At 72.7% G+C, this 16610-nt stretch carries 18 protein-coding genes; 9 read left to right on the forward strand and 9 right to left on the reverse strand.

Features of this window, described 5'->3' with window-relative positions; all coding sequences use genetic code 11:
* The first annotated feature begins 119 nt into the window (after positions 1–119).
* The 3 genes from lanKC to BLS56_RS16090 all read left to right on the forward strand — a co-directional run bounded on the left by lanKC (position 120) and on the right by BLS56_RS16090 (position 3459).
* Entirely contained in the window at positions 120–2693 is a 2574-nt protein-coding gene (lanKC, locus tag BLS56_RS16080) for a class III lanthionine synthetase LanKC (RefSeq protein ID WP_091451200.1), read from the forward strand.
* Between the two features lie 51 nt (positions 2694–2744).
* Positions 2745–2873 carry a SapB/AmfS family lanthipeptide gene (locus BLS56_RS16085; protein ID WP_094030678.1) on the forward strand — a complete coding sequence of 43 codons (129 nt, stop codon included), beginning with the start codon at positions 2745–2747 and terminating at the stop codon, positions 2871–2873.
* A 124-nt stretch (positions 2874–2997) separates the two neighbouring features.
* Positions 2998–3459, forward strand: a complete 462-nt coding sequence (locus tag BLS56_RS16090) for a DnaJ family domain-containing protein (protein WP_091451204.1) — start codon at positions 2998–3000, stop codon at positions 3457–3459.
* An 84-nt stretch (positions 3460–3543) separates the two neighbouring features.
* Here the strand turns inward: BLS56_RS16090 and BLS56_RS16095 are convergent, their stop codons facing one another.
* The 6 genes from BLS56_RS16095 to BLS56_RS16115 form a co-directional block, all read right to left on the reverse strand.
* Complete coding sequence (locus tag BLS56_RS16095) at positions 3544–4476, reverse strand: TAXI family TRAP transporter solute-binding subunit (RefSeq protein WP_091451209.1); 933 nt, start codon at positions 4474–4476, stop codon at positions 3544–3546.
* Between the two features lie 30 nt (positions 4477–4506).
* Complete coding sequence (locus tag BLS56_RS16100; RefSeq protein WP_091451211.1) at positions 4507–5937, reverse strand: sensor histidine kinase; 1431 nt, start codon at positions 5935–5937, stop codon at positions 4507–4509.
* A gap of 1 nt (position 5938) precedes the next feature.
* Positions 5939–6598, reverse strand: a complete 660-nt coding sequence (locus BLS56_RS16105) for a response regulator transcription factor (protein ID WP_175482862.1) — start codon at positions 6596–6598, stop codon at positions 5939–5941.
* Between the two features lie 2 nt (positions 6599–6600).
* Positions 6601–7908: an MFS transporter gene (locus BLS56_RS16110; protein WP_091451214.1), complete on the reverse strand. Its 1308-nt coding sequence runs from the start codon at positions 7906–7908 to the stop codon at positions 6601–6603.
* A 154-nt stretch (positions 7909–8062) separates the two neighbouring features.
* Complete coding sequence (locus tag BLS56_RS31445) at positions 8063–8239, reverse strand: hypothetical protein (protein ID WP_175482863.1); 177 nt, start codon at positions 8237–8239, stop codon at positions 8063–8065.
* 117 nt (positions 8240–8356) lie between these two features.
* Positions 8357–9337, reverse strand: a complete 981-nt coding sequence (locus tag BLS56_RS16115; RefSeq protein WP_175482864.1) for a LacI family DNA-binding transcriptional regulator — start codon at positions 9335–9337, stop codon at positions 8357–8359.
* Between the two features lie 467 nt (positions 9338–9804).
* Between BLS56_RS16115 and BLS56_RS16120 the strand changes: the two genes are divergently transcribed.
* Together BLS56_RS16120 and BLS56_RS16125 are read left to right on the forward strand one after the other, a co-directional pair.
* On the forward strand, positions 9805–10956 hold the full coding sequence (locus BLS56_RS16120) for a carboxylate-amine ligase (RefSeq protein WP_091451218.1): 1152 nt from the start codon (positions 9805–9807) through the stop codon (positions 10954–10956).
* Positions 10953–11996: an iron-containing redox enzyme family protein gene (locus tag BLS56_RS16125; RefSeq protein WP_407640524.1), complete on the forward strand. Its 1044-nt coding sequence runs from the start codon at positions 10953–10955 to the stop codon at positions 11994–11996. Before BLS56_RS16120 ends, BLS56_RS16125 begins: the two co-directional genes overlap by 4 nt.
* Before the next feature lie 6 nt (positions 11997–12002).
* Here the strand turns inward: BLS56_RS16125 and BLS56_RS16130 are convergent, their stop codons facing one another.
* From BLS56_RS16130 to BLS56_RS16140, 3 genes are read right to left on the reverse strand one after another with little or no spacing between them, the layout of a single operon-like run.
* Positions 12003–12668, reverse strand: a complete 666-nt coding sequence (locus tag BLS56_RS16130; RefSeq protein WP_091451220.1) for a HemK2/MTQ2 family protein methyltransferase — start codon at positions 12666–12668, stop codon at positions 12003–12005.
* Positions 12669–12714: 46 nt separating this feature from the next.
* Positions 12715–12951 (reverse strand): CDGSH iron-sulfur domain-containing protein, encoded by a 237-nt coding sequence (locus tag BLS56_RS16135; protein ID WP_091451222.1) that lies wholly within the window; start codon positions 12949–12951, stop codon positions 12715–12717.
* 60 nt (positions 12952–13011) lie between these two features.
* Positions 13012–13680 carry a TetR/AcrR family transcriptional regulator gene (locus tag BLS56_RS16140; protein ID WP_091451224.1) on the reverse strand — a complete coding sequence of 223 codons (669 nt, stop codon included), beginning with the start codon at positions 13678–13680 and terminating at the stop codon, positions 13012–13014.
* Between the two features lie 143 nt (positions 13681–13823).
* Here BLS56_RS16140 and BLS56_RS16145 point away from each other — a divergent pair, with 143 nt between their 5' ends.
* The 4 genes from BLS56_RS16145 to BLS56_RS16160 are packed head-to-tail and all read left to right on the forward strand — an operon-like array spanning position 13824 to position 16562.
* A complete protein-coding gene (locus BLS56_RS16145) occupies positions 13824–14168 on the forward strand; it encodes a YciI family protein (RefSeq protein ID WP_091451227.1) in 345 nt (114 codons plus the stop codon).
* Between the two features lies 1 nt (position 14169).
* The gene (locus BLS56_RS16150; RefSeq protein ID WP_091451232.1) at positions 14170–15387 is read left to right on the forward strand and encodes an RNA polymerase sigma factor; all 1218 of its coding nucleotides are present in this window, start codon (positions 14170–14172) and stop codon (positions 15385–15387) included.
* A 7-nt stretch (positions 15388–15394) separates the two neighbouring features.
* Positions 15395–16189 (forward strand): HipA family kinase, encoded by a 795-nt coding sequence (locus BLS56_RS16155; RefSeq protein ID WP_091451235.1) that lies wholly within the window; start codon positions 15395–15397, stop codon positions 16187–16189.
* On the forward strand, positions 16173–16562 hold the full coding sequence (locus BLS56_RS16160) for a DUF3037 domain-containing protein (protein ID WP_091451237.1): 390 nt from the start codon (positions 16173–16175) through the stop codon (positions 16560–16562). The genes BLS56_RS16155 and BLS56_RS16160 overlap by 17 nt, the downstream gene beginning before the upstream one ends.
* The last annotated feature ends 48 nt before the right edge of the window (positions 16563–16610 follow it).

A 16610-nucleotide genomic window follows, 5' to 3' on the forward strand; every position in this document is an offset into this window, starting at 1 on the left:
TCGCGGATCACGCCACTCCGATGGCGGTTAACGGCATGTCTTTCCCCTGGAATGCTTGAATTGTTCGAGGTGATGCAAGGCGGACGTAAGAGCGATGTCGGAAGGGTTTTTTTCTCCCCATGACAGCAGACTACGAGGAATACTGCCTTGTCGACCCGGTGTTCTTCGACGTGCCTGCGAGTGCGAACCCCGCGGACAGTTCATTCGCCGCCGAACTGCCGCGTCTCCCGGACGGCTGGGTGTCGCACCAGCGTGATGCCTGGCAGATCGTGTGCCCACCGGACAGCGACCTGCCCAGCCAGGGCTGGAAGATCCACGTCTCCGCCGGGCTCGACAGCGCGTCGCGGGTGATCCGGACGGTGCGCGACTATTGCGTCGGCGCCGGGGTGGCGTTCAAGTTCCTGCGGAATCGGAACATACACCTGTCGAAGAACTCAAAGTACGCCGCCCGTGAATCCAGCGGCAAGCTGGTCACGATCTACCCCCGGGGCGAGGCCGAACTCGCCACCACGCTGGCCGAACTCGGCGAGCGGCTCGACGGGGAAGCCGGTCCCTATATCCTGTCCGACCTGCGCTATGGCTCAGGTCCGTTGTATGTGCGGTACGGGGGCTTTCTGGAACAGCCGATGGTCACCGAGCACGGCGAGTTGGTGCCCGCGGTGCGGCGGCCGGACGGTGTGCTGGCGCCGGATCGACGGCGGCCGGGGTTCCACGTGCCGGACTGGGTGGAGCTGCCCGAGTGTCTGGTCCCGCATCTGGCCGCGCGCGACGCCGACGATGCGACGGAGTTTCCGTACCGGGTGCGCGGCGCGCTGCACTTCTCCAACGGGGGCGGGGTGTATCTGGCCGAGCGGCTGGCGGACGGCGCCGAGGTGGTGCTCAAGGAAGCGCGGCCGCTGGCCGGGCTGGACCGGGACGGGACCGACGCGGTCGCCCGCCTGGAACGGGAGTGGGAGACGTTGCGGCGCCTGGCGGGCGTCGCGGGCGTGCCCGCGGCCCACGACCTGCTCACCTATGGCGAGCACCGGTTTCTGGCGATGGAGAAGATGCCGGGCAGGCCACTGGGCAAGTGGCTCGCGGGGAACTACCCGCTGACCTGGAGTGCGGTGACCGACGCGGACCTTGCCCGGTACACAGGGCGCGCGCTGGGGGTGGTCGACCAGGTGCGGCGGCTGCTCGGGGACCTGCATGGGCGCGGCGTGGTGTTCGGCGACCTGCACCCGCACAACCTGCTGGTGGACGACGACGACACCGTGTCGCTGATCGACTTCGAGCTTGCCGGGGACGTGCGGGAGGCGCGACGGCCCGCGCTGGCCGCGCCCGGGTTCGCCGCGCCCGCGGACCGCGGCGGTGTCGCGATCGACGACTACGCGCTGGCCGCGCTGCGGCTGTGGCTGTTCCTGCCGCTGAACGTCATGCTCACCCTGGACAGCGGCAAACTGGACGGCTACCTGGACACGGTGGCCGCGCGGTTCCCGGTGCCGCCCGGCTACACCGACGAGATCCGCGCTGTCCTGCGCGCGGCCGATGCCCCGTCCCCGCGCAGGCGAAGCGCGCTGGACCGTCCTGACCCGGACTGGGCCGCGGTGTGCGACTCGATGGCCGAGGCCATCGTGGCCTCGGCCACCCCGCACCGGCCTGACCGCTTGTTTCCTGGCGACATCGCGACCTTCCGGATGGGCGGGGCGGGCTTCGGCCACGGCGCGGCCGGGGTGCTCTACGCGCTGGAAGCCTGTGGCTTCGGCCGGTTCGAGGGGTGCGAACAGTGGCTGCTGGACGCGGTGCGGCGGCAGCCGCCCCGCCAGGCGGGGTTCCTGGACGGCGCGCACGGCGTCGCTCATGTCCTGGCCGGATTCGGCCACCGCGAGGCGGCGGGCGCCCTGGTGGCCGAGTTCGCCCCGGCCCTGCCCCGGATCACCGACCACAGCCTGGCCGCGGGTCTGGCCGGTATCGGGCTGAACCTGTTGTCCCTGGCCGAATCCTGGCAGGACGAGGACCACGCGGCCACCGCGACGCGGATCGGCGCGCGGCTGGCCGACGCGCTGGGGCACGCGCCCGGCCCCGGCGCGAAGGGGGCGGCCGGGCTGCTGCACGGCTGGTCCGGGCCCGCTCTGCTGTTCGTCCGGCTCTACCAGCGCACCGGCGATCGAGCCTGGCTGGGCTTGGCCGATCGCGCGCTGCTGCGTGATCTGGCCGAGTGTGTGTCCACTGAGGACGGTGCGCTGCAAGTGCGAGACGGCGGCCGTTCGCTGCCGTATCTGGGTGTGGGCAGTGCCGGTGTGGCCGTGGTCGCCGGTGAACTGGCCGAGCACCTGCCGAACGCGCGGTGCGTCGAGCGGTTGCCGGACCTGCACCAGGCGTTGCTCGGCGAGTTCGTGGTCCAGCCGGGACTGTGCTACGGCCGGGCAGGGCAACTGGCAGTCCTGGCCGCGGCGACAGCCCGCGATGATGACCCGCGACTGGCCGCGGGGATGCGGCGGCACCTGGCCCGGCTGTCCTGGCACGCCATTGTCCACAACGGACGGATCACCTTCCCGGGCAACCGGTTGCTGCGACTGTCGATGGACGTGGCCACCGGTGGGGCCGGGGTGTTGCTCGCGGTCACCGCGGCGATCCGCGGCGGGGTGCGGGTGCTGCCGTTCCTCAGCGAGACTCCCCGCCCGGCAGGTATGCGACTCACGCCTGCCTCGTGAACGCCGGTTCCACCCGGACCCGGCGCGACAACACCGAGTAAGGAGAGTGCGATGAACAGTGTGCTGGAACTTCAAGAACTGGCTGTCGACGACCACGAGGGCGCGCCCGGAGCGCCTGACTTCAGCAATGGCAGCCTGCTCAATTGCGACAGCACCCTCTCGCTCCTCATCTGCGAATGATGGATGACTGACCGCTGAGCGATAGGTGGGAGTGGCGTGGCGTCACACGCCGCTCCCACCTCGTCGTGTCTCGCGACCCGGCTTTGGTCGTATCATGGGACCAAGCGCGAGACGGGGGTCGACGATGACGAAACGCAAGCCGCCGGGCATGTCGATGGAGACGTGGGTGGAGTCGCAGATCCGCCACGCCACTGCCCAAGGCGAGTTGGACAACCTGCCCGGCGCGGGAAAGCCGTTGGCGAACCTCGACGCGGACACCACGGAGCAGTGGCTGACCGGCTTCCTCCGCCGCGAGGGGCTGTCCGCCGACCCGCTGCTGCCGGAGCCGCTGCGACTGCGCAAGGAGATCGAGCGCCTTCCCGACCTGGTTCGGCCGCTGCGCTCCGAGGACCAGGTTCGCGCCGTGGTCGAGGAACTCAACGACCGGGTCAGGGCGTGGATGCGGTCGGGCACCGAGCCGTTCCACGTCCCGCTCGTGGCTGAAGAGGCCATTGTGGACGGCTGGCGGGCAACCCGGCCCGAGCCGGAACCAGAGCTGCCCGCGCCCGTCACGCCCCGCCGCCGGTGGTGGCGGCGCGGGCGGTGACCGCCTGGATGCCTGCCCACTGACCATCCGGCCGTGGAGGCGCCACCAGGGTCGGCGTTGGTGTGATCGTGCGGCTGCGGCTGTTCAGCCGTGCAGGTCCCGGTAGGTCTCGGCGGCGGCCGGGTGCAGTGGGGCGGAGCCGGTGTCGATCAGGGCGCGAACGTCGAGGTACTGGGTGCCGACCGCCTGCTGGGGCACGAGGCGGTCCGCGCGGGTGGCCAGCACGCGGACCACGGCGCGCACGACGTCGTCGGGCAGGGTGGGGGAGGGGACCAGCAGGTTCGCCACCCCGACCGTCATCGTGTCGGCGGTTGAGCGGTAGGTGCCTTCCGGAACGACCACCTGGTCGTAGACCGCGCCGTGTGCGGCGCGCAGCCCGGCGACTTGGCCGCCGAGGTCGAGCAGCCGGATGCCCACCGCGGCGTCGAGGTCGGCCAGCGCCGGGGTCGGAACCCCGCCGGACCACAGCAGCGCCTCGACCCGCCCGTCCCGCAGAGCGCGGGCGGCCTCGGCCAGCGGCCGGTGATCGGCCACGACCGCGACCCCCGCGGTGGCCAGCAGCCGCGACCCGAACAGCGCCGCCCCGGACCCCGCCGCCCCCAGCGAGATCCGGTGGCCCGCCAAGTCGCCGAGCGCGCGCACCGGGCTGTCGGCGCGCACGACCACCTGCATGTAGTTCTCATACACCCGCCCCAGCGCCCGCAGCGGCAGCGCCGCCCGGAACGGCTTGCCGCCCGACCGCGCCACGTCGAGGGCGTCGGCCAGGGTCAGCGCCAGGTCGGCGTGGCCGTCGCTCACCCGCTGGAGGTTCTGCACACTGCCCGCCGTCTCCACCACCCCGGCGCGCAGCCCAGGTTCCGCCCTGGTGATCTCGGCGGCGAGCAGCCCGGCGAACTCGACATAGAACCCGCCCGGCTCACCCGCGGCCACCCGCACCGCCCCCTCGGGGCCACCCGCGCCGCACCCGGCCCCGACCAGCGCCGCCGCGACCAGAAAGCCCCGTCGTGACAGGCTCATTCCGCTCCTTCGGGGAAAGTCCGGCGTCGATCAGCGCCGCGACCGGGAACCCGCGTCGTGACCGGCTCCTGCGTTTCCTTCAGTGTTGTCTCGGTCATTCGGCCCTCCTGGCAAGTCGACCACGACGGTCAGCCCGGTCGGCTCGCCCCGCCGGAGGACCAGGCCGCCGCCGCGGGCGGTGACCAGGCGGTCGGCGATGGCCAGGCCGAGTCCTGAGCCGGGTTTTCCGCTGGGCACGCGCCAGAAGCGGGACGTGAGGTTGGGCAGGTCGGTCTCGGCGACCCCGGGGCCGGTGTCGGCCACCGTGATCCGCGCCCGCCCGCTCTCGGCCTCGACCGACACGGTGACCGCGCTGCCCGCCGCGTACTTGACGGCGTTGTCCAGCACGGCGTCCAGCACCTGGGCCAGCTCGGAATCCGCGCACGCCACCGGAACCGAACTACGGGATTCCACTATGGACAGTTCAACGCCCGAGTCGGCGGCGGCGGCCGACCAGGCGTCGATCCGGTCCGCCACAACGGACCGGGCCTCGCATGAGGTCTCCGGACCGTGCCCAGCGGCGAGTTCGGTCGCCGCGGTGTCGGCCGAGGCGAGGGCCAACATGCCGTCCAGCAACGATTCCAGCCGCTCCAGCTCCGCGACCATCGACGCGTAGGTGCCCTGCCCGCGCGGCTCGACCCATCCCGCGAGGGAATCCATCCGCAGCCGCAGCGCCGCCAGCGGATTGCGCAGCTGGTGCGAGGTGTCCGCCACCAGCGCCCGCTGCCGCCGCTCGGACTCGGCCACCGCGTCCGACATCCGGTTGACCGACCCGGCCAGACCGCGCAGCTCCGGCGGGCCCAGTTCCCTGGTGACGTGCGCGCCCTGCTCGCCCGCGCCCACCGCCCGGACCGCGCGGTCCAGCTCGGCCACCGGCCGCAGCACCCACCGGGCCACCAGCAGCGCCAAGGCGACGAAGGCGGCGGCGACCGCCAGCGCGCCGGAAAGGATCAGGCTCCACTGCGCCGCCACGTCCGCCGCCGCCCGGTCGACCGAAGCGCGGATCAGGACCGCGCCGCTCACCCGGGTGCCGCTGCCGATCGGGCGGGCGAACAGCATCGTCCCCGACGACCACGGCCGCAGGTCGGCGGGCGGCGCGGCGGGCTGGTTGCGCAGCGCCGCGTCCAGGGCGGCCCGCGCCGAGGGGTCCTCGGCGCGCAGCCCGGCCTCGACCAGCGGGGTGTGCCGGGCGTCCACGACGACCACCGCGTCCCGGTACAGCTCGACATAGGCCCGCACCTCCGCGGCCAGCCGGTCCCGGCTGCTCCCGGCGAGTTCGGCGAACCGGTCGATGTCGGCCGTCCGCGAGATCGCGAACCGCTGGGTCCGCTCGGCCGAGGTGCTGGCCAGCAGCGGCACGGCGAACCCGGTCAGCGCCGCGAGGGAAAGCCCGAGCAGGACCAACAGCAGGCGGCGCCGCACGTCAGGTGCCCAGGCGGAAGCCGAACCCGCGGATGGTGTGCAGCAGCCCCGGCCTGCCGAGCTTGGCGCGCAGCTGCGCCAGGTGCACGTCCAGCGACCGGGACACGGCCAGGTACGCGTCGCCCCACACTTCGTCCAGCAGTTGCTGCCTGCTCACCGCGGCGCCCGGGTGCCTGGCCAGCACCGCCATGATGTCGAACTCCTTGGTGGTCAGCTCGATCGCCGTCCCGGCCACCGCGACCCGCCGGGCCCCCAGGTCGATCGAGACGTCCTCGACCTCGACCACCCCGGGCCGCCCGCCCGCGCTCGCGACCGCCCGGCGGGTGACCGCCTCGATCCGGGCCAGCAACTCGATCATCCGCACCGGTTTGACCAGGTAGTCGTCCGCGCCCAGCCGCAGCCCGCGCACCACCGTGCGCTCGTCCCCGCGCGCGGTGAGCACCACCACCGGGGTCTGCGCGAGTTTTCGCAGCCTGCGCAGCACATCCAGGCCGTCGATGTCGGGCAGCCCCAAGTCGAGCAGGACCAGATCCGCGTCGCGGTGGCGGATCAGCGCGTCCGCGCCCCGGGTGACCCGCTCCACCGGGTGCCCGTGCGCGCCCAGCACCTCGCTGACCGCGCCCGCGACCCCGTCGTCGTCCTCGACCAGCAGCACCCGCATCCTCAGTCCCGCTCTTCCAGCGGCGAGTCGTCCGAGGTCTCGCCCATGACGAAGTAGACCACCAGCGACACCAGCACGCACCCGGCCACATAGTAGAAGAACAGGGTCTCGTGCCCGGCCTGCTTCAGCGAGAGCGCGACGAGTTCGGTCGTGCCGCCGAAGATCGCCACGGTGAGCGCGTAGGGCAGGCCGACGCCGAGCGCCCTGATGCCGGTGGGGAACAGCTCCGCCTTCACGATCGCGCTGATCGAGGTGTACCCGGTGACGATGACCAGCAGCACGACCATCACCGCGAACGCCCCCACCGGGTCGCTGGTGCCCGCGAGGATCGTCATCAGCGGCACGGTGAGCAGCGCGCCGAGCAGACCGAACCCGATCAGCAGCGGCCTGCGCCCGACCCGGTCGGACAGCGCGCCCGCGACCGGCTGGATGACCACGAACAGGACCAGGGCGAGGAAGTTGATCCAGGCGACCGTGCCCTTGGGGATGCCGCTGGTGTTCACCATGAACTTCTGCAGGTAGGTCGTGTAGGTGTAGAACGCCACCGTGCCGCCGATGGTGAGGCCGACGACCACCAAGCACGCCTTGGGATGCCGCAAGAGCGCGCGCAGCGTCCCGCGCGACTTCGCGCCGTCCGCGGACTCGCGCTCGAAGCTAGCCGACTCGTCCATGGTGCGTCGCAGCCGCATCACCACCAGCGCGCCGAGCGCGCCGACGGCGAACGCGATCCGCCAGCCCCACGACGCCATCTGCTGCTCGGAAAGGACCTGCTGCAACACGATCTGCAGACCGAGCGCGGTGAGCTGGCCCGCGGTGAGCGTCACGTATTGGAAGCTGGAATAGAACCCCCGTTTGCCGCTGGAAGCCATTTCCGACAAATAGGTCGCCGAGGTCGCGTATTCCCCGCCGACGGAGAGCCCCTGCAACAGCCGGGCCAGCACCAGCACGATCGGCGCCAGCACGCCGATCGTCTCGTAGCCCGGGGTCAGCGCGATCATCAGCGACCCCAGCGCCATCAGGGTCACCGACAGCGTCAGCGCCCGCCGCCTGCCGAACTGGTCGGCGAACCGGCCGAGCAGCCACCCGCCGAGCGGGCGCATCAGGAACCCGACCGCGAACACGGCCGCGGTGTTGAGCCATTGCGCGGTCTGGTCGCCCGCGGGGAAGAAGGTCGCGGCGAAATAGATCGAGAACGCCGTGTAGGCGTACCAGTCGTACCACTCGATCAGATTGCCGATGGAGCCTTTCGCGATGTTCGAGACGACTCGGCGCTCACTACCGGGTGCTCGGATTTCCTGCCGCAGGGCCATGTCCCACTCCTCGACCGATCGACGGTGATCGGGATTACAGTGGGGCGCACGTCCCGGGGCGACAAGGACTTCACGCTCGAACTTACAGTCCCTTAGGAGAACTTCCCCCGGCTACCGGACAATCACGACACGGCGGCTCAATGGCACGGCGGGCTCAGCGGCGCGCGGGTATCGCGGCGCGCGGGAAGCCGTGCTTCTCCATGGGCTCCATCGGCTGCTGCAGCGGGTCCTCGCTCGTCGGCGGAAACGGACTGATCACCCTGGGTTCCAGGCGCTGCATCCCGATCGCGGCCAACATCAGCAGTAGCGGGAGGGCCAGTGCCATCCACATGGGAACATCCCCTTGTGCTCGTGCCCTTGGTCTCTTGGTCCGTTCACTGGTGACGTACCCGGATGGCGTGGTCGTCACACCCTCGATTCAGTGCCGCCCGCCGGTGATCGTCGATCGTCAGGTCTCCCGCCGCCGCAGCAGGGGCCGCCGGGAAAGCGTGGCCAGCGCGGGGTCCCACTCGTCGGCGATGGCGGCGAGCACCGGGGCGGCCAGCGCCGCGCCCGCGTCCGCGGCGTCGTAGCCGACCGAGGTCAGCCGGGGCCGGACCATCTCGCACAGCGGCTCGTCGTCGATGCCGACCACCGCGACCTCGCCGGGCACGGCGACCCCCCGGTCGAGCAGCGCGCCCAGCACCAGTCCGGCGAGCACGTCGGAGGTGCCGACCACGCCGTCCGGCGGGTCCGACCGCAGCAACTGGTCGACCACCCGCGCCGCGTCGGCCGGGGTGGGGTCCATCGGCACCGGCCGGACGCCCGCGGCGGCCTCGCGAATGCCGGTGAGGCGGTTCGCGGCGAGGTCGTCCTCGGCGATGCCGGACGGCACCAGCGCGACCAGGTTCCCGCGTCCGCGCGCGACGAGCTCCGCCGCCGCGGCGCGGCCGATCGGCCCGTCGTCCAGCACCACCGTCGGAGCCAGCTCGGAGGCGACCCGGCCGACGCCGATCACCGTGCCGCCGCCGCGCCGGACCGTCTCCACGATCTTCTCGGTCAGAGTCGAGACCGGGACGACCACCGCGGCGGGCCGCAACTCGGCCCACTTCTTGGCCTTGTCCGGGGCTTGGCCGCCCATCGCCACGGTGAAGCCCGCCGCGGCCAGGCGCCGGACGAACGCGGTGAACCCGCGGGTGATCGAGCGGGTGAGCGCGGACTCGCCCAGCGCGAGGATCACCAGGTCGCCCCGGCCGTTGCGCAGCGCCCGCGCGTGCGCGTGGGTGACGTAGCCCAGGGCGTCGACGGCCTCCTGCACCCGGACCTGGGTGGCGGCCGAAACCCGCCCCTCGGCGCGGCCGTTGAGCACGAAGGACACGGTGGCGGTCGACACGCCCGCCCGCCGCGCGACGTCGCCGAGGGTCGGTGCTCGGGATGTGCCTGGGTCCATGGGCTCAGATGGTGCCATCCGTACTCACTACGGCACCGGTTATGAACCAACTCCGGAGTAGGTTAATCGTTTCACTTGCCCTGAATGGCTAGTTTTTGACCTTCATGCGTCCAGCGGGACTGCTGCCCGTGAGTGCACGGATCGTCAAGAAACCCTGCGACTCCAGTCAACGACAGCGGGGCGTCGCGCCGGGATGCTGTGTGCCGTCGCCCGAGGTGGTCGGGTCGGGCTTCGATCCGTGACGGAGTCCATTCGCGCGACGTACCCGGCGCTTCCTGGGGCTTTGTTTCCTGGCCGTGATTCTCGCCGCGTTTGTCGCCGCCGCTACGTGGTGGACACCTGCTGGAAACAGCCCGCTGAGCGGCCACTGGGCGGTGCCTGGCTGGACGGCTCCGGCTCGCCGAGGTTGATTCCGGTTCGCTTCGGGAACTACACCCGCGCGTGCTTCCCGACCGGCGAGGAGTCCCGTGCGGCACAGTCAGCACGTCGGTGTGACCATCGGCGTCGAAGAAGAGTTCCTGCTGGTCGACCCGGTGACCGGGCTGCCGGTGGCCGCGGCGGCCGACGTGCTCGCCGCGGCCAGGGCGGCGGGCGGGACGCCCGCGCTGCACGCCGAGTTGCTCGGCACCCAGGTCGAGGCGGCGAGCGGGGTGTGCCGCTCGCTCGCCGAACTCGGGGCGCAGGTGCGCGACGGGCGGCGCGTCCTGGCCGCCGCCGCGGCCGACCGGGGGCTGCGCCTGGTCGCCAGCGGGGTCCCGGTGCTGGACGGGTCCCCGCCCGCGCGGACGCCGGGGCCGCGGTTCGACGAGATGCACGCCCGCTTCACCACACTCGTCGCCGACTACCAGGCCTGCGGTTGCCATGTGCACGTCGGCGTCCCGGACCGGGAGACCGGCGCGGCCGTCCTCAACCACGTGGCGCCCTGGCTGCCCACCCTGCTCGCCCTGTCGGCCAACTCCGCGCTGCGGGACGGCCGCGACCACGGCCACGCCAGCCTGCGGATGGTGGACCAGTCCCGGTTTCCCGGGTCCGGGCTGCCGCCCTGGTTCTCCTCGGCCGCGGACTACGACCGGCAGGTGGCCCGGCTGGTCGACTGCGGCGTCCTGGTGGACGACCGCATGACGTTCTGGCTGGCGCGCTGCTCGCCGCACCTGCCGACGGTGGAACTGCGCGCGGCCGACACGGTGATCGAGCCGTGGGAGGCGGTGTTGCAGGCCGCGCTCAGCCGCGCCCTCGTGCGGACCGCTCTCGCCGAACTGGCGGTCGGCCGCGAAGGCCCGCGCCTTGACCCGCAACTCGCCGCGGCTGCGGTGTGGGCGGCGGCCCGCTACGGCCTGCGCGGGCGGGCGGTCGACCCGGTGCTGGGCGCGCCGACCACGGCGGTCCGCCTGGTCGACCGGCTGGTCGCCTGGGTCGAGCCCGCGCTGCGCGAGATGGACGACCTGGACCGCGCCCGCGCCGCCATCGTGGCCCTGCGCGGGCGCGGCACCGGGGCGGACCGCCAGCGCGCCGCGGTCGAGCGGGGCCAGGAAGCGGTGCTGGACGCGGTGACCGCCCGCGTGTGGGAGACCACCCCGTCGGGTAATCGGCCCGGGTCACGCGAAAGGACTGGAATATGACCCTGGTTGACCCCGCCGCCGCACCCGATCCGATGTCCGCGGGCTCCACCGCCCGTCCGACGCTGCCCGCCGCCCGCGGTGAGCTGTCCTCGGCCGTCTGCCGCGCGCTGGAGGGCAAGCCCGGCGCGCTGCCGGTGGCCGAGGCGCTCAGCGCCGACCCGCACGGGGAAGACCTCACCATCGCGCTGCACCTGCTCTACGAACTGCACTACCGCGGTTTCCCCGGTGTGCGGCCGGAGTTGGAGTGGGACCCCGAACTGCTGCGCCTGCGCGGCGCGCTGGAACGCCGGTTCCGGCACGGACTGCGCGCCCAGACGCGCGCGGGCACCGACATCGACGCGGTGCTGGCGGACCTGCTGGTCGAGCGCGTGCCCGGCGACGGGGTGTCGCACTTCCTGCGCGACGAGGGCCAGTGGTGGCACGTCCGCGAGTACTTCGTCCACCGGTCGGTGTACCACCTCAAGGAGGCCGACCCGCACGCGTGGGTGATTCCGCGGCTGCGCGGCCGGGCGAAGGCGGCGCTGGTCGCGGTCGAGTTCGACGAGTTCGGCGGCGGGCACGCCGACCGGATGCACTCCCGGCTCTACGCCGACCTGCTTGACGAGACCGGACTGAGCAGCGCGTATCTGCACTACCTCGACGTCGTGCCAGCGCCAGCGATCGCGGTGGTCAACCTGATGTCGCTGTTCGGCCTGCACCGCGCGCACCGGGGCGCGCTCGTCGGGCACTTCACCGCCGCGGAGATCAGCACCCCGCCGAGCGCCCAGCGCATGGTCTCCGCGCTGCGACGGCTGGGCGCGGGGCCAGCGGCCATCCGGTTTTTCGCCGAGCACGTCGAAGCCGACGCCGTGCACGAGCAGGTGATGCGCCGGGACGTCGTCGGCGGGCTGCTCGCGGACGAGCCGGAGCTGGCCGGGGACGTGGTATTCGGTGTGCTGGCAACGGAACTGCTGGAAAGCAGACTCGCCGAGCACCTGCTGGGCGCCTGGCGCTCGGGGCGGTCGTCCCTGCTCTCGCCACTGCCGGACGACCGCCCGTGAGCCTGGCTACACCGGCGTGGGAAGGCGATCGGCCCGGACCACCACGAGTTCTTCGTGCCGCTGGCCCGGGGCGATCAGCCCTTCCCGCTCCAGCAGGTCGATCCGGCCGTTCATGACCGGCCCGAACGGCTCGTCCGCGCGGGCCACCACCGCGGCCTTCAGGCCGCCGCCGCGCAGAACGCGCACCGTTTTATCCACATCGCACAGTGTCGAGTGGACGATCAACATGACGCCGCCGGGATTGAGCAGGTCGGGCGCCCTGGCGCACAACCGGTCCAGGAAGGCCCGGCCGTCGCGGCCCGCGTCCCACGCCCTGGCCGGGCCGCTGGCGGGTGGCGTCGGCGACGCGCACGGCACATAGGGCGGATTCGACAGCACGACGTCAAAGCTCTTGCCCGCCACCGTGTCCAGCGCGTCGCCGTGCTCGACCCGGATGGGCAGCCGGTGCAGCAGCGCGTTCGCCCTGGCCGTCCACACCGCCCGGTGTGACACGTCGACGGCGGTGACGTGCCGCGCGCCCGCGCGCGCGGCGGTGATGGCCATCGCCCCGGTTCCGGTGCCGATGTCCAACACTGTTCCCCCACGGGGGATTCCCGCGGTCGCGAACGCGGTGCGCAGGAGGTGGGTGTCGCCCTGCGGTCGGTACACCCCAGGTGCTCTTAGTAGCAGCATGAGCGGCGAATACCTCAGCAGCGGCAGCCCAAACCGCGTGTTTCCGCTACGTTTCAGCCGTTTCGACGCCGTCGCCTTCGGACCGAACCGCCGTCACGCGCTTTCGCGTCCGGTGGCTGGCGTCGCACAGCGGATAGATCTTGCTCCGCCGACACGTGCACACCGCCGTCACGAAGCGGTCGGACCGCACGGCCGACCCGTCCGCCCCGCGCACCACGACCGGCCCGTCCACCAGCATCGGGCCGTCGTCGGTCAACCGCACCTGCCCCACCGCGTCCGCCATGCCGGACGGATACCTCGCGCGCGGCCTGCCAAACGCGCCGGGACTGAACGGCGTTCTGGGTCAGGTTTCGCGGATTCGGGCGAGCCGCGCGGCCATGCCGTCCAGCGTCCGCTCGACGACGTAGTCGTAGAAGCCCGCGAAGAACCCGGGAACCGACTCGGGGTGCTCGGCGATGTCGTGCGCGAACTCACCCGTGGCGGCCGGGTCGGCGCGGTGCACCTCGGCCCCGCGGTCGTCCTCGGTGGCGATGAACTGGCAGGCCGTGCCCAACAGCGTGGTGTGGGCGAGCACGCTTTCCGTGCCGAAGCCCGCTTCCCGCAGCAGGGCAACGCCGCGGTCGGCGATCGGCGCGGCCCGCTCGACGCCGGGACCGCGCGCGGCAAGGCGTCTGGCCGTGCCGGGGTACCGGCGCAGCACGACGCGCAACTCGCCGAGCAGCACGCGGAACCAGTCGCGCCAGGGCAGGGCGGCTGGCGGGAGCGGGATCATGCCCGCCACCCGGTCGAGCACGGCGGCTGCGACCGCTTCCCGGTCGCCGACGTGGTGGTAGACCACCGCCGGGTACGCCTCGACGGCCGCGGCGAGTTGCCGCAGCGTCCAGTTCTCCAGGCCGTGTTCCTCGGTCAGCCGCAACGCCTCGTCGACGATGCGCTCAGCGGTGATGGCGGGAAGCCCCGCCGCGTAGCGCGAGCGCGGGCGGGTGTCGTGGATGGGGACTCGACCGGCCATGGCCGAAGCCTAATTGAACTGTGTTCAGGACGTGGGCGCGGTCACACAACCGAACGAAGGGTTTTTCCCGCCCGGTGTCGATCCGGGCGCGGGCCGTTCGTGTAGATGGCGGAAGTACCGTCTGACCCAGGAGGACAAACGCCATGACGCGCTACCTGCTCAGCTTCTATCAGCCCGACGGGCCACCCCCGCCGCCCGAGGTCATCGAGCCCATCATGGCCGACTGCCGGGTCGTGATGGACGACCTCAAGGCCAAGGGCGAGTGGGTGTTCGACTCCGGACTGCACGACCCGGACACCGCCACCGTCGTGCGGGTGAAAGACGGCGACCTGCTCATGACCGACGGCCCGTTCACCGAGGGCAAGGAGCACATCGGCGGGTTCGTGATCATCGAGTCGGCCGATCTGGACGCCGCGCTGGACTGGGCCGCCCGGCTCGCCGGGGCGAGCACGCTCCCGATCGAGGTGCGGCCGATGCAGGGCGGGTGAGATGACCGGGCCGCCCGAGATCGCGCGGGTGTTCGCCCAGGAGCACGGCCGGGCGGTCGCCGTCCTGGTCCGCGTGTTCGGCGACATCGACATCGCCGAGGACGCGGTCCAGGACGCCTTCGCCGAGGCCGTGCTGCGCTGGCCGGAGACCGGGCCGCCGCCGAGCCCGGCGGGCTGGATCATCACCACCGCCCGCAACCGGGCCGTCGACCGCCTGCGCCGCGAGGCCGCCCGCGACGGCCGGCACGCCCAGGCCGCCCTCCTGCACGCCCGCGACGAGCCGATCGAGGAGGGGCCGGTGCGCGACGACCGCCTGCGGCTGATCTTCACCTGCTGCCATCCCGCCCTCGCCACCGGCGCTCAGGTCGCGCTGACGCTGCGGCTGCTCGGCGGGCTCACCACCGCCGAGATCGCCCGCGCGTTCCTGGTCCCTGAACCGACCATGGCCCAGCGGATCGTCCGCGCGAAAGCCAAGATCCGCGCCGCCAAGATCCCCTACCGGGTGCCGCGCGAGGCGGACCTCCCCGACCGGCTCCGGGCCGTCCTCGCGGTGGTCTACCTGATCTTCACCGAGGGCCACACGGCCAGCGCGGGCGACCGGCTCGTCCGCGACGACCTCTGCGCGGAGGCCATCCGCCTGGGCAGGCTCCTGGCCGACCTGATGCCCGACGAGCCGGAAGCGCTGGGCCTGCTGGCGCTGATGCTGCTCATCGAGGCGCGCAGACCCGCCCGCACCACCCCGTCCGGCGAGCTCGTGCGCCTCGCCGACCAGGACCGCGGCCGGTGGGACCGCGCCCTGATCGCCGAGGGCCAGGGCATCGTCCGGCGGTGCCTGCGGCGCGGGCGGCCGGGCCCGTACCAGGTCCAGGCCGCGATCAACGCCGTCCACAGCGACCCGCCGCCGACCGACTGGGGGCAGATCCTGCGGCTCTACGACCACCTCATGGCCCTCGCCCCGAGCCCGGTCGTCGCCCTCAACCGCGCGGTCGCGCTGGCCGAGGCCGACGGGCCGGACGCGGCGCTCGCCGTCGTCGACAGCCTCGACCTGACCGGCTATCACCTTTTCCACGCCGTCCGCGCCGACCTGCTGCGCCGCCTCGGCCGGACCGACGACGCCGCGCTGGCCTACGACGCCGCGATAGCCCGCGCGGGCAACGCCGCCGAGCGCGACCTGCTGCGCCGCGCCCGCGCGGGGCTCAGTCCGCCGCCCACGGCATGATGCGGGGGTGTCCACCGCCAACGGGCTGCGCGCCGTCGCCGCGACCCGCTACGTCACCCCGCTGCGGGAGGGCGGCTCGCTGCCCGGCCTGGTCGAGGCCGACGACCTGGGCATGTACGTGCTCAAGTTCCGCGGCGCGGGCCAGGGCGTCAAGGCGCTCGTCGCCGAGGTGATCGTCGGCGAGCTGGCCAGGGCGCTGGGCTTCCGGGTGCCCGAGATCGTGCTCGCCGACCTCGACCCCGAGCTGGGCCGCGCCGAGCCCGACGAAGAGGTGCAGGAGCTGCTGCGCGCCAGCGGCGGCCGCAACCTCGGGTTCGACTACCTGCCCGGCTCGTTCGACTTCAACCCGCTGGTGCGCGACCCCGGCCCCGACCTGGCCGCCCGGGTGCTGTGGCTGGACGCGCTGGTGCTCAACGTGGACCGCAGCTGGCGCAACCCGAACCTGCTGCTGTGGCACCGGGACGTGTGGCTGATCGACCACGGCGCCGCGCTGTACTTCCACCACCGCTTCGGCCCCGGCTGGCGGCCCGCGCCGGATTACCGCTACGACGCTGGCGACCACGTGATGCTGCCCGTCGCCGGTCCGGTCACCGAGGCGGACCGCGAACTGCGGCCGCTGCTCACCGGCGACCTCTTGCGCCGGACGCTCGCGCTGGTCCCCGACGAGTGGCTCGCCCAAGACGGCGCGTTCGCCACCCCGGACGACGCCCGGGCCGCGTACACCGCGTTCTTCGACGCCCGCCTGGCGACCTCGTCGCGCTGGGTCGACGCACTGGAGGCGACTCGTGCCGCACGTGTTTGAGTACGCCCTGCTGCGCGCGGTGCCGCGCCAGGACCGGGGCGAGGCGATCAACGTCGGCCTGCTGCTCTACTGCGCGCCGCTGGACTACCTGCGCTGCCGCACGCACGTGGCGCCCGATCGGCTGCTCGCCCTGGACCCGGCCCTGGACCTGGACGTCCTGGCCGACGCGCTGAGCCACCTGTGCCGGTCGTGCGACGGCGTCGTCGGCGACCCGGTCACCGGGATCCCGCCTGGTCAGCACTTCCGCTGGCTGACCGCGCCGCGCAGCACGCTGGTGCAGACCTCGCCGACGCACACCGGCCTGACCGCCGACCCCGAGGCAGACCTGGAGCGGCTGTTCCGGCTGCTGGTGCTGCCGCCCGGCGACCGGTAGCGCCGACCCCGCCTCGGGTGATCCACAGGGCGGGAGAGGCGGGTGTCC

This window comes from Actinokineospora iranica (genome assembly GCF_900101685.1).
Lineage (GTDB): Bacteria > Actinomycetota > Actinomycetes > Mycobacteriales > Pseudonocardiaceae > Actinokineospora > Actinokineospora iranica.